At 44.8% G+C, this 14966-nt stretch carries 13 protein-coding genes; 6 read left to right on the forward strand and 7 right to left on the reverse strand.

Features of this window, described 5'->3' with window-relative positions; all coding sequences use genetic code 11:
* Positions 1–161: 161 nt before the first annotated feature.
* Positions 162–1397: an argininosuccinate synthase gene (locus LIQ05_RS07165; RefSeq protein ID WP_226819669.1), complete on the forward strand. Its 1236-nt coding sequence runs from the start codon at positions 162–164 to the stop codon at positions 1395–1397.
* A 112-nt stretch (positions 1398–1509) separates the two neighbouring features.
* Here LIQ05_RS07165 and LIQ05_RS07170 read toward each other — a convergent pair whose 3' ends face one another.
* Positions 1510–2670: an AI-2E family transporter gene (locus LIQ05_RS07170; RefSeq protein ID WP_226819670.1), complete on the reverse strand. Its 1161-nt coding sequence runs from the start codon at positions 2668–2670 to the stop codon at positions 1510–1512.
* A 155-nt stretch (positions 2671–2825) separates the two neighbouring features.
* Between LIQ05_RS07170 and LIQ05_RS07175 the strand changes: the two genes are divergently transcribed.
* From LIQ05_RS07175 to LIQ05_RS20570, 5 genes are all read left to right on the forward strand, one after another.
* Positions 2826–4265 carry a helix-turn-helix domain-containing protein gene (locus LIQ05_RS07175; protein WP_226819671.1) on the forward strand — a complete coding sequence of 480 codons (1440 nt, stop codon included), beginning with the start codon at positions 2826–2828 and terminating at the stop codon, positions 4263–4265.
* 459 nt (positions 4266–4724) lie between these two features.
* Positions 4725–6443 (forward strand): biosynthetic-type acetolactate synthase large subunit, encoded by a 1719-nt coding sequence (gene ilvB, locus LIQ05_RS07180; protein WP_226819672.1) that lies wholly within the window; start codon positions 4725–4727, stop codon positions 6441–6443.
* 19 nt (positions 6444–6462) lie between these two features.
* A complete protein-coding gene (ilvN, locus tag LIQ05_RS07185; RefSeq protein ID WP_226819673.1) occupies positions 6463–6975 on the forward strand; it encodes an acetolactate synthase small subunit in 513 nt (170 codons plus the stop codon).
* Positions 6976–7058: 83 nt separating this feature from the next.
* Positions 7059–8027 (forward strand): DMT family transporter, encoded by a 969-nt coding sequence (locus LIQ05_RS07190; RefSeq protein WP_226819747.1) that lies wholly within the window; start codon positions 7059–7061, stop codon positions 8025–8027.
* A 23-nt stretch (positions 8028–8050) separates the two neighbouring features.
* Positions 8051–8170 carry a DUF6783 domain-containing protein gene (locus LIQ05_RS20570; protein ID WP_416385980.1) on the forward strand — a complete coding sequence of 40 codons (120 nt, stop codon included), beginning with the start codon at positions 8051–8053 and terminating at the stop codon, positions 8168–8170.
* A gap of 47 nt (positions 8171–8217) precedes the next feature.
* Here the strand turns inward: LIQ05_RS20570 and LIQ05_RS07195 are convergent, their stop codons facing one another.
* From LIQ05_RS07195 to hflK, 6 genes are all read right to left on the reverse strand, one after another.
* The gene (locus tag LIQ05_RS07195) at positions 8218–10128 is read right to left on the reverse strand and encodes an ABC transporter ATP-binding protein (protein WP_226819674.1); all 1911 of its coding nucleotides are present in this window, start codon (positions 10126–10128) and stop codon (positions 8218–8220) included.
* Positions 10125–11882: an ABC transporter ATP-binding protein gene (locus LIQ05_RS07200; RefSeq protein ID WP_226819675.1), complete on the reverse strand. Its 1758-nt coding sequence runs from the start codon at positions 11880–11882 to the stop codon at positions 10125–10127. The genes LIQ05_RS07195 and LIQ05_RS07200 overlap by 4 nt, the downstream gene beginning before the upstream one ends.
* Positions 11883–11906: 24 nt before the next feature.
* Positions 11907–12407 carry a MarR family winged helix-turn-helix transcriptional regulator gene (locus LIQ05_RS07205; protein ID WP_226819676.1) on the reverse strand — a complete coding sequence of 167 codons (501 nt, stop codon included), beginning with the start codon at positions 12405–12407 and terminating at the stop codon, positions 11907–11909.
* 269 nt (positions 12408–12676) lie between these two features.
* Positions 12677–12949: an acylphosphatase gene (locus LIQ05_RS07210; protein ID WP_226819677.1), complete on the reverse strand. Its 273-nt coding sequence runs from the start codon at positions 12947–12949 to the stop codon at positions 12677–12679.
* 62 nt (positions 12950–13011) lie between these two features.
* The gene (hflC, locus tag LIQ05_RS07215; RefSeq protein ID WP_416385983.1) at positions 13012–13869 is read right to left on the reverse strand and encodes a protease modulator HflC; all 858 of its coding nucleotides are present in this window, start codon (positions 13867–13869) and stop codon (positions 13012–13014) included.
* Between the two features lie 43 nt (positions 13870–13912).
* Positions 13913–14863, reverse strand: coding sequence for an FtsH protease activity modulator HflK (gene hflK / locus LIQ05_RS07220; RefSeq protein ID WP_226819679.1), 951 nt, complete (start codon positions 14861–14863; stop codon positions 13913–13915).
* Positions 14864–14966: the final 103 nt, after the last annotated feature.

The following is a 14966-nucleotide window of genomic DNA, read 5'->3' on the forward strand; positions in this document are numbered from 1 at the left end:
TCAAATTTCCTATTGCATATTTATGAGTATTGTTGTATATTATTCCTTGTGAATGGCGCGACTCATTAAAGTGCCGTTTTCACAATGAATATTTATTCAAAATTTAATACGATTTATAACCCTATCTGTTTCAGAGGGATAAAAGAAAAGAGGTAAATATTATGAAAGAAAAAGTTGTACTTGCATATTCAGGCGGACTTGATACCACAGCACTGATTCCGTGGCTGAAAGAAACATTTGATTACGAAGTAGTTTGCTGCTGTGTAAACTGCGGACAGGGAAATGAGCTGGATGGTCTTGAAGAGAGAGCAAAACTTTCCGGTGCTTCCAAATTATACATTGAAGACATCGTAGATGATTTCTGTGACAACTACATTATGCCATGCGTAGAGGCAGGCGCTGTATATGAGCACAAATACCTTCTTGGTACTTCCATGGCCCGTCCTGCTATCGCTAAGAAGCTGGTTGAGATTGCCAGAAAAGAGAACGCAGTTGCAATCTGCCACGGTGCTACTGGTAAAGGAAATGACCAGATCCGTTTCGAGCTTGGAATCAAGGCTCTTGCACCAGACATTAAGATCATCGCTCCATGGCGTATGACAGATGTTTGGACCATGCAGTCCCGTGAAGACGAGATCGCATTCTGCCAGGCTCATGGAATCAACCTTCCATTTGATGCAAAGCACAGCTACAGCCGCGACCGTAACCTGTGGCACATCAGCCATGAGGGACTTGAGCTTGAGGATCCGGCACAGGCTCCGAACTATGACGATATGTTAGTTCTCAGCGTAACACCTGAGAAAGCACCAGATAAAGAGACCGAAGTTACCATGACATTTGAGGCTGGTGTTCCGAAGACTTTAAACGGAAAAGCAATGAAGGTTTCCGAAATCATCACCGAACTGAACAAGCTTGGCGGCGAAAATGGAATTGGTATCATCGATATCGTTGAGAACCGTGTTGTAGGCATGAAATCCCGTGGTGTTTACGAGACTCCTGGCGGAACAATCCTTATGGCAGCACATGAGCAGCTTGAGGAGCTGATTCTTGACCGTGAGACACTTGAGACCAAAAAGAAACTTGGCAGCCAGCTTGCACAGGTTGTTTACGAAGGAAAATGGTTCACACCTCTTCGTGAAGCAATCCAGGCATTCGTAGAGTCCACCCAGAAATATGTAACTGGTGAAGTAAAGTTTAAACTTTACAAAGGCAACATCATCAAAGCCGGAACAACTTCCCCATACAGCCTTTACAATGAGTCTCTTGCTTCCTTCACAACAGGTGATATGTATGATCACCATGATGCAGACGGATTCATCACTCTGTTCGGCCTGCCGCTGAAGGTTCGTGCAATGAAGCTTGCAGAAGTAGAAAGCCAGAAACAGACCAACGACTAATCTTCATAAAAAATAAAATATGAGAAAAAATATCTCCGGGAGTTTAAAATTCTCCCGGAGATATTTTTTAACTTATAGGACAAAATGTACCTGGAAAAGTTCTCTTCCCAGCTCAACTAATCTTTACCTTTTTCTTATCCAGCCGCTCATACACCCATTCTCTAAACAGCGTATACAGCACAGATACAAGTGGAATGAAAATCAGCATTCCCAAAATTCCCATAAGATTTCCACCCAGGGTTACCGCAACCAGCACCCAGATTGCAGGCAGGCCCACAGAGTTTCCAACCACATGAGGATAGATCAGATTTCCCTCGATCTGCTGCAGGATCACAAACAGAGCCAAGAATGCGAACGCCTTCAAAGGACTTACCATCAAGATCAGAAAAAAGCCCACCCAGCATCCGATAATGCCGCCAAACACCGGAATCAGCGCTGTAAAGCTGATCAGCACACCGATCAGCATTGCATACGGAAATCTTCCAATTGTCATAGACACAAAGAACATGCTTCCCAGGATCACTGCCTCAATGCACTGTCCTGTAATAAAGCTTGCAAATACCTTACTTGCCAGGGTGCACACATGTCCCAGATATTCCACAATTTTCACTGGTAAAATAGCATAAGCCGCTTTTAAAACCTGTTTTCCCAGTCTCTCCTTCTGCAAAAGCACATAGCAGGCAAACACAAAGCCGATTGCAAAATTCACTGCCATGCTTACCAGTCCCATGGTCACTGTGATGGTAGAGGATACCAGATTATCAGCTCCATTTTTCAAAACACTTATAATGGAATCAATGCTCTTCTGGGGATCGATTTCTATGGTAGAAGCCCATTTTACGATTTCAGAATCGCTCTGGAAGGTATCTGTCAGCCATTTCTGCAAAAGCGGAATGTCCTCTTCCACCTTTTTCACAACGCTGACCAGGGTTCTGCCAAGTTCTGGCGCCACAACCAATACCACGACCAAAACCACCAGCACAACCAGTACGATCGACAATACCAGGCTTACCGGCCTTGCAAGACGATTGGCAGCCTTTCCAGCCTTTCCTTCTTTTTCTCTGGCTTTTCCAAAAAGATGGCGCTCAATAAATGCCATTGGAACATTCAGCACAAAGGCCATTGCACCGCCAATTACAAATGGAAGGAGCAGCCCCCACAAAACTTTCACATACTTCAGTACAACGTCAAGATGCTGCACGCCAACATACAGGATCACTGCAAATGCAATCAGCCACCGTATCTTTTTTATATTCTCCTTATTCAGTTCCACTATTTTCCTGTCGCTTCCTTTCCCTTTATTCTTTTCCAACACTTTGTTCTACATATCTTACCACAAAATCCACTCTTTGACCAGTTATCCCTTTCTTTTTCCACCCGCATCTGCTAAAATTAATTTCACATTAAAAAGGAGGCAAACAGCCGATCATGTCCGTATTTTCAGACCTGTTAAACCACTATATCAAGGAAAAAGATATCAAAATTTACTCCCTGGCAGCTGCCTGCCAGATGGACCGCTCCATGCTTTACCGGATCATCAGTGGGAAACGCAATCCCCCCTCCCAGGAAGTTTTCTATAAGCTGGCAGAATATCTGCAATTAGCACCAGCTGAATTTGCCAAGCTTCAGGATACCTATGATCTCACCCGTCTTGGACCGTCTGTCTACTACAGACGCAAAAGCGTGGAAAAATTTCTCAATCGTTTTCCCAGCCATATAACCTCTGAAAATATACAGTTTCTTTTTCATAAGGCCACTTTTTCCCCAGAACTTCCTTCCGTGGAAACAGCTTGCATTCCCATTTTTTCACGAACCGAAATGGACTATTATTCACACAGTATCCTTCTCATGGAGGCTGCCAGGGAAAAGGGATCGGTTCAGCTTCTGATTCAGCCGGACTGTCCTTTCCTTTTCAGCACCCTTTCCAGCCTTCGCTTAAAGGGAGCCCTTACCATTGAGCATCTGATCTGTTTTAGCAAAACCGGACAGCTTACACCCCAGCGCCAGCTATATAATCTGAATTGCCTGGAAACCATGCTGCCTCTTTTCTTTACGGATATGGATTACAAACCTTATTATTTTTACGATGACATAGTTGCCCATTACGAAAATTTCAACGGCTTTCCTTGTATGATCATTACCTCCGAATATGCGCTGGTATGTACAGCAGATTATCAGAAAGGCTTCCTATATAAGGGTTCCGGCTATCTACGGCTTCTCCAGGATCTGTACCAATCCTACAAGCTGCTTTGCAAGCCTTTGTTCCATGTGATCAACTATCTCCCCATGGATGGCTCCCTGCAGCAGATGTACCGCACCAATCCCTCTTATATCCTGCAGCCGGAAGCCTGTATCACTCCGCTCATTGATGATAAACTTCTGGAAAAAGCCGTTTATCCACAGCTTCCGGACAGAGACATTTTTATCCGCCAGTCTTCTGCTTTGCTTGCTGACAACCGGGAATTACTTTCTTCAGAAAAGATCGTTATTTATTTTACAATCCCAGGGCTCCGGCAGTTTCTCTCTTCCGGCCGGGTACACGAAATCCCGGAAGAGGTCTACCGTCCGCTTACTCCTTCGGAGGGAAAGCAGATCCTGGCTAAAATGATTCCTTATTGTAAAACCGGCGTTTACAGGCTTTTGAAATATCCACTCAGCCAGCTCACGGAAAATCTTCATCTGGTGGCAAACCAGACGATGGGATATTTGCTTTTTAAGGATATCCATGGGCAGATCCTCTGCCTTACCTTTAATGAACCAAGTCTTCTGGAGGCATTTCTGGATTATATGGAAAGCCTGGATCATGGATACATTTATCCATATGAAGACGCGGCGCGCATGGTACAGAAATTGATTAATGAATCGTAACTGTTGAATAACAAAAACGCCTCCTGGCAGGTGCTACGGTCTCAGCATCCTGTCGGCGGCGTTCCATGCAGAATTTTCCAATAAGTTACTGTTCTCGAGCCATACAGCAACTCAAATCCCTCCCATTTATCACGTTGCTTCTTCCCTTTACGGAATACCTTTCTATTATAAAGTATTTTTCCTCTCTTTCAACTGTGGACATTTTTGTGGACAACTTTTTCATTTTTTCTGAACACCTGTATTTGTTCCTTTCGTCTCAGAATTACAACAGCCCTGCCTCTTCATCCTGTTTTTATTTTCCCTGATTCCGCACAATTTCCCTGCCCTTTGTTGACACTTCTTCACATTAACGTTATAATATTGATTAAATATCTTTTCCTCTAAGCTTACGATGCTTAGAGATTTTTTTATAACTATATTGTCAGCTTTTCCCTGGCAAAAAGGAGGTAGCTTCACTAAATGAAACAGATATCAGGTAATAAGCTGCTGGTAAAAGCACTGAAAGAAGAAGGTGTGGAGTACGTTTTCGGTTATCCCGGAGCATGTACCATTGATATCAGCGATGAATTATACAAACAGGACGACATCACCGTAATCCTTCCCCGCCACGAGCAGGCACTGGTCCACGCAGCCGATGCTTATGCACGTACCACAGGCAAGGTTGGCGTATGTCTTGTTACAAGCGGTCCTGGTGCCACTAACCTGGTCACAGGTCTTGCCACAGCCAACTACGACAGTGTTCCCCTTGTATGTTTTACCGGACAGGTAGCACGTCATCTCATTGGAAATGATGCCTTCCAGGAGGTTGATATTGTAGGGATCACCCGCAGCATCACCAAATATGGCGTCACCGTACGCAACCGCGAGGAGCTTGGACGTATTATTAAAGAAGCCTTCTATATCGCACGCACCGGCCGCCCAGGTCCGGTTCTGATTGACCTGCCCAAAGACGTTATGGCAGAGTTTGGAAGCCCGGAATATCCGAAGAGCGTAAACATCCGCGGCTATAAGCCGAACACCAGCGTCCATATTGGTCAGCTGAAACGCGCCATCAAAACACTTTCCAAGGCAAAGAAACCTCTTTTTCTTGCCGGCGGCGGAATCAATATTTCCCGTGCCAATAAGTTTTTCCAGGAAGTAGTAGAAAAGACCGGAGTTCCGGTAGTAACTACTATTATGGGACGTGGCGCAATTCCCACCAACCATCCTCTTTTTATCGGCAACCTTGGTATGCATGGCGCTTACGCAGCAAATATGGCGGTAAGCAACTGTGATGTACTTTTCTCTATCGGTACCCGTTTTAATGACCGCATCACAGGTAAGCTTCATGAGTTCGCCCCACATGCCCAGATCATCCACATTGACATTGATACTGCTTCCATTTCCCGAAATATCCAGGTGGATATTCCCATTGTTGCAGATGCGAAAGAAGCACTCACGAAAATGTCCGAATATGTATCTGACTACACCAATAAAAAATGGATCAATGAAATCAATGGCTGGAAGCAGGAGCATCCTCTTGCGATGCGTCCTAATGACCGATTAAGCCCTGTTGACATCATCAATGAGATCAATCACCAGTTTGACGAAGCGATTATTGTCACAGACGTTGGCCAGCACCAGATGCTGGTTTCCCAGTACGCTGAGATCACCCCTGGCAAACAGCTTGTCATGTCCGGCGGACTTGGCACTATGGGATACGGTTTTCCTGGCGGTGTGGGTGCCAGGATTGGCAACCCGGACAAGCCGGTTATCGTGATCTCCGGTGACGGCGGCATGCAGATGAACATCCAGGAATTTGCTACAGCGGTTCTGGAAGAGCTGCCTCTGATCCTTTGCGTATTTAACAACGAATATCTTGGCATGGTGCGCCAGTGGCAGAAGCTTTTCTACGGCAAACGCTACAGCATGACCAATCTTCGCTCCGGTGCCCTTTCCCGCCGTACAAATGGGGAAGAATATCCGAAATATACACCAGATTTCGTAAAACTGGCAGAAAGCTACGGTGCCAAGGGAATCCGCGTCTTCAATAAAGACCAGGTTGCAGCAGCATTTGAAGAAGCCAAAAAAAATACCAAGGTTCCTACTCTGATCGAGTTTATCATCGATCCGGAGGAAATGGTGTATCCTATGGTAAAACCAGGCGGAACACTGGAAGATTTAATTATGGATTGTTAATTAACAGGAGGTTTATCCCATGGCAGATAAAGGCATGAAAAAAAGATGGATTTCCCTCTATGTAGAGAACCAGGTAGGTGTTCTGTCCAAGATTTCCGGACTTTTTTCCGGCAAAAGCTATAACCTGGACAGCCTTACCGTAGGTACCACAGAGGATCCTACCGTTTCCCGAATGACCATCGGTACTGTAAGCGACGATGAGACTTTCGAACAGATCAAGAAACAGCTGAACCGCATGGTGGAAGTGATCAAGGTCATCGATTTCACCAACAGGTTTGTTCGTATGAAAGAAATTCTTTACATCAAAGTATTTAACTGCTCTTCCGAAGATAAAGTGGAGCTGTTCCAGATTGCAGAGACATTTAAGGCCAGAGTCATTGATTATGGCAAAGACAGCCTGCTTCTGGAGTTCGTCCAGACTGCAACCAAGAACGACGCAGTAGTCAAACTGATCAAAGAAGAATTCGGCCGCATCGAGGTGGTCCGTGGCGGAAGTGTAGGAATTGAATCCATCAGTATGATGGAACGCTAATTCAGACAACGATGTCCCTCCTGTTAAAGGAGGGCATTTTTGTAAATTTTATGAGGGGATACTTTATTATGAAAAAACAACAGATACCACTGAAAAATTCGCTGATCCTGCTTTTGACCGCAACTATCTGGGGAATCGCCTTTGTCGCCCAAAGCGAAGGCGGCGACGCAGTTGGACCGTTCACCTTCAACGCTACCAGGAATATCATTGGCTCCCTGGTGCTGATCCCGGTTATTTTTCTGCTGAATAAAATCAATCCGCAGAATAGCTCCGCAGCTCCCGCAGCATCCTCCCGTTCAAATGCATCATCCCAAGCTCAAAACTCTGCGGGCAAAAATGCCGCAGCTGTTCCTTCCGGGAATATCTTCACCCGCAACAAAACCTTAATTCTCGGCGGCATCGCCTGCGGCATCTGCCTCTGCCTTGCCTCCAACTTCCAGCAGCTGGGCATCCAGTACACCTCCGTTGGCAAAGCCGGATTTCTCACCGCCTGCTACATCATCATTGTCCCAATCCTTGGGCTTTTTATGAAAAAAAGATGCAGCCCCTTTATCTGGGTTGCCGTTGTGATGGCGCTGATCGGTCTCTACCTGCTTTGCATCACCGACGGCTTCTCCATCGGCAAAGGAGACATTCTGGTCCTGATCTGTGCATTCCTGTTTTCCCTGCATATTCTGGTCATTGACCACTTTTCTCCTAAAGTAGATGGAGTAAAAATGTCCTGCATCCAGTTCCTGGTCTGCGGCATCCTCACCGCCATCCCAGCAATCGTCCTGGAACACCCTCAGCTTTCCGCCTTTCACGGTGCCCTGGGTGCCATCCTCTACGCAGGTATCATGTCCTGCGGCGTGGCCTACACTCTTCAAATCATAGGACAGAAAAACATGAACCCAACTGTAGCCTCCCTAATTCTCAGCCTGGAGTCCTGCATCTCTGTCCTCGCAGGCTGGATCATCCTTGGCCAGAAACTAAGCCACCGCGAGATCATCGGCTGCGTAATAATGTTCGGAGCCATCATCCTCGCACAATTACCGCAAAAAGAAGCAGCCTGACTAGCTACGTCAACTGAGTTCGGGTGAAATATACCGCAAAGTGGAGCTTGCAGTTTGCAGGAATGACTTTTCAAACAGGCTCTGGCTCTGAAGCTATAACCAGCCCACACTATTGGGAAACCAAAACAAAAAGAAAGAGGTAAAGTTGAACTTCCTCCAACTTTACCTCTTTCTTTTTGTGTTACGCCTATCATCCATTATACAGCTGATAATATTTTCCCTTCTGCGCAATCAACTCATCATGAGAACCTCTCTCAATCACTCGTCCCTGCTCCAGAACCATAATACAATCACTGTTTCTAACCGTAGAAAGCCGATGTGCAATGGCAAATGTAGTTCTGCCCTCCATCAGCTTATCCATACCGTCCTGAACCAGCTTCTCAGTACGGGTATCAATGGAACTGGTTGCCTCATCCAGGATCAGTACCGGCGGATCTGCCACCGCAGCCCTTGCAATGGCCAGCAGCTGTCTTTGCCCCTGACTCAGATTGGCACCATTGTTGCGGAGCATGGTATTATACCCATTTGGTAGTCTTCGGATAAAACCATCCGCATTCGCCAGCTTCGCAGCTGCGATCACTTCTTCATCTGTGGCATCCAGCTTTCCATAACGGATATTTTCCATAACCGTAGTGGTAAACAAATTGGTATCCTGAAGTACGATCCCCATAGAACGCCTCAGATCGCCCTTCTTAATCTTATTCACATTGATTCCATCATAACGGATCTTGCCGTCCTGAATGTCATAAAAACGATTCAGAAGGTTGGTAATGGTAGTCTTACCAGCACCAGTAGAACCAACAAACGCGATCTTCTGTCCTGGCTTTGCATACATCTTCACATCGTGAAGCACGATCTTGTCATCCCGATAGCCGAAGTCAACTCCATCCAGAACAATATCGCCTTTCAGAGGAGTATAATCCGTCTCACCAGTCGCCTTGTGGAAATGCTTCCATGCCCAATGCCCGGTACGCTTCTGTGACTCCACCAGCTCCCCATTCTCTTCCTTCACATTTACCAGTGTTACGTAGCCCTCATCCACCTCGGGCTTCTCATCCAGAAGCTCGAAGATTCGCTTCGCACCGGCAAGTGCCATAACAATACTGTTAAACTGCTGACTCACCTGGTTGATTGGCTGGCTGAAGCTTTTATTAAAGGTAAGAAAGCTTGCCAGGCCGCCAAGAGTAAATCCACCCACGCTGTTTACAGCTAGTACACCGCCTACAATGGCACACAGCACATAACTGATATTTCCAATCTGTGCACAGGTAGGCATCAGCACGTTTGCAAATTTATTGGCATTATTCGCGCTCTCAAACAGCTGGTCATTCAGCTCATTAAATTTCTCAAGGCTTTCTTCCTCATGACAGAATACCTTTACAACCTTCTGGCCTTCCATCATTTCCTCGATGTAACCATTTACAATACCAAGATTCTTCTGCTGCTCCATGAAATACTTACCGCTGAGACCAGCAAGATTCTTGCTTGCAAAAAGCATAACCCCTACCATGAACAGAGTTACAAGAGTAAGAGGGATATTCAGAATGATCATACTTACCAGAACACTGACAATGGTGATCACACTGGAAATCAGCTGAGGGATACTCTGACTGATCATCTGACGCAGGGTATCAATGTCATTGGTATAAATGGACATGATATCTCCATGCGCATGTGTATCAAAATATTTGACAGGCAAAGTCTCCATGCGCTCAAACATCTCATTTCGAAGGTTGCGCAGGGTTCCCTGACTCACGTAAATCATCAGACGATTGTAGGTATAGGTACATGCCACACCTATGGCATAAAAACAGGCTACCCTGAGAATTGCCATTGCCAGAGGATGGAAATCCGGAGTTTCTGCTTTCAGAAGAGGCATGATATACTGATCAATAAGCGTCTTCATAAACATGGTTCCCTGCACATTCGCAAGAACACTGACTACAATTCCGATCACAACTACAATAATGTGGATCCTGTAATTTTTATAAATATATCCCATCAGTCTTCCAAGCATTTTACCCGGATTCTCAACCATTGGGCCTGTACGAAAAGCAGCACCGCCACGCCCCGGACCTTTTATGGGTTTGTTGTTACTCATACCTGATCACCTCCTCTGTTCTCATCGAAATCTCCTCCACCCTTTATCTGGGAATTATAAACATCCTGATAAATCGTATTGGTCCGCATCAGTTCCTCATGTGTTCCAAATCCGCTGATCCGGCCTTCATCCATAACAATAATACGGTCAGCGCTCTGAATACTGGAAATACGCTGTGCAATGATCAGTTTGGTAGTCTCCGGGATTTCCTCTGCAAATGCCTTGCGGATACGGGCATCCGTGGCAGTATCTACTGCACTTGTGGAATCATCCAGAATCAGCACCTTTGGCTTCTTAAGAAGAGCTCTTGCAATACAGAGACGCTGTTTCTGACCGCCCGAAACATTGGTTCCCCCCTGTTCAATATATGTATTATATTTATCCGGCATTTTTTCAATAAAGTCATCTGCACAGGCAAGCTTACATGCTCGACGGCACTCTTCCTCTGATGCTTCTTTATTTCCCCAGCGCAGATTCTCCAGAATGGTACCGGAAAACAGCACATTTTTCTGAAGAACAACTGCCACCTGATTTCGCAGACTTTCCATATGATACTCACGAACGTCCACACCGCCAACCTTTACTGAACCACTGCTCACATCATAAAGACGGCTGATCAGATTTACCAGACTGGATTTTGCACTTCCGGTTCCACCGATAATGCCGATTGTCTCTCCGGCACGAATAGAAAGATCAATATCCTTCAGCACCGGTTCCTTGCTGTCCTTCTTATAGCTGAAATCAACATGGTCAAATACAATACTTCCATCCGCAACTTCCATTACCGGATTCTGCGGATCGCAAAGATCTGCTGTCTCACTGATAACCTCAGCTACACGCTCTGCACTGGCGGCACTCATGGTAATCATGACAAATACCATTGAGAGCATCATAAGGCTCATGAGAATATTCATACAATATGTAAGAAGACTCATCAGCTCACCGGTAGTCAGACTTCCGCCAACGATCATATTAGCGCCCAGCCAGCTGATTCCAAGAATACATGCATAGACTGTAAACTGCATGACCGGCATGTTCATAACAACCAGCTTCTCAGCTCTTACAAACATTTCGTAAACCTTATTGCAGGCCTTCTGAAACTTCGTAGTCTCGTATTCTTCACGTACATAAGCCTTCACAACACGAACTGCATTGATATTTTCCTGTACACTGGCATTTAAGTCATCATATTTTTTAAATACCTCCTGGAAATATCTGGTAGCCTTCTTCATAATAAATACCAGAAAAGCTCCAAGGAAAATAACAGCAATAAGATAAATACTCGCAACCCTTGCATTGATCATAAACGCCATCGCCATGGCACAAATCAGACTGGCCGGGGCACGGGTACACATACGCAGGATCATCTGGTATGCATTCTGCAGGTTGGTCACGTCTGTAGTCAGACGTGTGATCAGACTTGCAGTACTGAACTTGTCAATGTTTGAAAATGAAAATGTCTGAATGTTAGTATACATTGCTTTACGAAGATTACGGGCAAAACCGGAGGATGCGTATGCTCCGTATTTTCCTCCAAGAATACCGGTAACAAGTCCTGCAACAGCAAGAAGCGCCATAATGGCACCTTTTCTGTAAAGATAACTGATATTACCGGCTTCCACACCGTTGTCGATCATATCTGCCATTACAAGAGGAATCATTGTCTCCACCACAACCTCCAGTATCATAAATACCGGTGTGAGGAAGGAGGCCTTCTTAAACTCCTTTACCTGGGCAAGTAATGTCTTTATCATCAGGTTCTCCCCTTTCTTTTTTTGTTAGTTTTCATCCCGCAGACAGCACTCTCTTTGGGCATTTTCCCGGATTATGTCCAGAACTTCCATAAAGCATTCCAGTTTTTCCTGGGGAATATCAGACTTTAACACATTCTGGATCCTGCCAAAATTCTCCATAATTTCCATCTGAAATTCCATCCCCTTTTCCGTAAGCACCAGACGCTTCAGTCTGGCATCTCTTGGAATAGATTCTCTGGTAATAAGCCCTTTCTTCTCCATTGCCTGAAGGATTCCTGACGCAGTAGAACGCGCCATCTGAAATTCTGCTTCCAGGTCTTTCTGGAAAACAGCTTCTTCTGAATGCCGGTACAGATAACCAATGATCCACCCCTGCATGCGGTTAATTCCGGCTTTCTCATCCACCTTGGACTGATATGAATTCACCAGACGTCCAATTACCTGATTGAGAGTACGAACCTCATACCCTATATGCCGTTCCGCCCGGCAGCGCTCATCAGGACCCATTTTTCTCTTTTTTTCCATATTTCCCTTCTTTCATATACTTCCAGGCAAAAATAGTTCGCCTATGAACAGTTCGGGTTCGAACTGTTCGTGTGCGAACTAATTATAAAAGCCAATACTGTAATTGTCAATCCTATTTTTTAATATCTGATTTGCTATTTGCTCACAAAGCGGACAAGTCCGCTTCAAGCTCCCTAAATTTCTCAATCTTTGAGGGACTTGTTGCGCTTTGTGCGCCAGATGCCGTCTGCTTTAGCAGACATATTCCTCATTACTCCTGGCATTCCCTTTCATTTCGAATAAAAGCTCCACTCACTTTCATCCACAGGCAAGTCTTCCATCTGATAATTCTCAATCTGGATGAAACTTCCCATCTCGATTTCCTGAATCATGCGCTCAATTCCGGAAAGCTCTCCCTGGACTTCCATTTCTACTCTGCCATCCCACAGATTGTCCACCCAACCGGTAAGGTTATTGGCTCTCGCCGCATTTTTTGCACGGTAACGAAATCCAACGCCCTGCACCTGACCGGAAAAATATATGTGTTTTCTTACTATCGCCATCCTTTGTCACTCCTTATGTTCCTTATGATATACGTCAATGCCGGCAGATGCAAGAATTTTTATTATTTTCCCTCAAAGATCTGAGCAATCGGGGAATCAGATGACAAAATAACGGTCTTGTTTTCTCCTTGCATAGAAGTTTTCAGGGCTTCAAGGCTTCTTACGAAGGAATAAAATTCTCTTCTCTCATCTTCCCCATAAGCCTGGGAAAGAATTTTCATATATTCCTGTTCCCCTTCTGCCTTCAAAATCTCAGCCTGCTTCTTCGCATCTGAGATCTGAATAGTCACTTCCTTATCTGTTTTGTTCTGGATTACCTTTGCTTCTGAATCACCTTCTGCTTTATATGTAGCAGCAATATTATCACGCTCTGAGATCATTCTCTCATACACAGCTGCCTTATTATCGTCCGGCAGATCCAGTTGCTTTGTTTCAAATTTCATCAGCTCTATTCCATATTGTTCCATATTATCTCCAATGGCTTCCATTACCATATCCGATAATTCTCCGTCCCGGCTTGTGATCACTTTGTCCTGTGAAAGACTGCTGATCACATTTTTTGTGGCATTATATACGGCCGTATTAATTCGGCTCTCGCTGTTTTCCAAAGAAGAGTTCAGGGTCTGCGCAAATTTAAGAGGATCTGTAATCTTCCACAAAACATAGCTGTCGCTGATCATGGTTTTCTTGTCCTTGGTAATCACATCAGATGCTTCCAAATCATATAGCAACGTTTCCTTCGGTAAAGACTGTGTCCTTTCTATCAATGGAATTTTAAAGCTGATTCCCGGTTCGCAGATTACTCTGTCAACTTTACCAAACTGACGGATCAGCTTGTATTCATTTTGCTGGGTTATGGTTATGGAAGAGCCGATTATTACTGCTCCGAGAATGCCTGTTATAAGTGCAGCTTTTTTCATTTTCATATTTTTTTATCCTTTCTATCAGATACTTATCTTAACTTCACTTAGTTTCTTCATTTGTATCTTCTGCCGTTTTCCAGTCTCCGGCAAAAGAATCCAGCGGCAATATCTTTTCCACGCCGCTTCCGTTGTCGATCACAATCTTCATACCAGGCAGCACATCTTCCATGGTTTCATAGAACATTCGCATTTTTGTAGTCTCAGGATTCTTCACATATTCCTCATACATTGCATTAAATCTTGCCACCTCAGCTTCTGCCTCATTGATCCTCACCTGTTTTTGTGCCTCCGCATCCTGAATAATCTGGTCTGCCTGGGCCTGCGCTTCTGGAAGCTTTTCGTTCCTGTATTTATTGGCATTGTTAAGCGCCGTTTCCTTTCCCTGTTTCGCAGTTTCCACCTCTTTAAATGCTTTCATCACTTCTTCAGTAGGCGGCTCAGAATCCTGTATTGTTATGTTAACCAATTGAATTCCCAGATCCTGTTCCTCCATCTGATTCAAAATCATCTCTTTGATCCTGCTCTGGATTTCTCCTTTTCCGGTGGTCAGAACCTCATCCACATTATAGCTTGCTATCACAGTTCGGATACAGCTTTGCGCAATATTTTTCAAAATCTCTTCCGGCTGCTCAGATGTGTAAAGATATTTTACAGGTTCTGAAATTCGATATTCTACAAAGAAATCCACATCAATAAAATTGTAATCCGAAGTGATCATGATTCCTTCATTTTCCACTACCGCATTATTTCCCATACTGTATCCGATTGGAAATCCCTGGATCGTGGTATTTACCTTCTGCACCTGCTGTACAAAAGGGACTTTGAAATGTAAGCCCGTTTCAGTCACTGCCTTTGGCACTCCAAAGGTTGTGAGTACTGCCTGTTCCTGCTCCTGAATCTGGTAAGTTGCATCCAGCGCTAATCCCCCTGCTACTATAAGCCCGGCAGCACCGATTGCCAGATATTTCATTTTTCCATTTCGCTTACTCATTTTTCTCCTCCATCTCTTTTACCAACAATAGTTTTCAAAAAGGGAGAATAAAAAAAGACTTTTATCCCAGGCACTGTCATAATGCCTGAAATAAAAGTCTCGC

Origin of the sequence: Blautia glucerasea, assembly GCF_020537505.1 — a bacterium.
Taxonomy (GTDB): Bacteria; Bacillota; Clostridia; order Lachnospirales; family Lachnospiraceae; genus Blautia_A.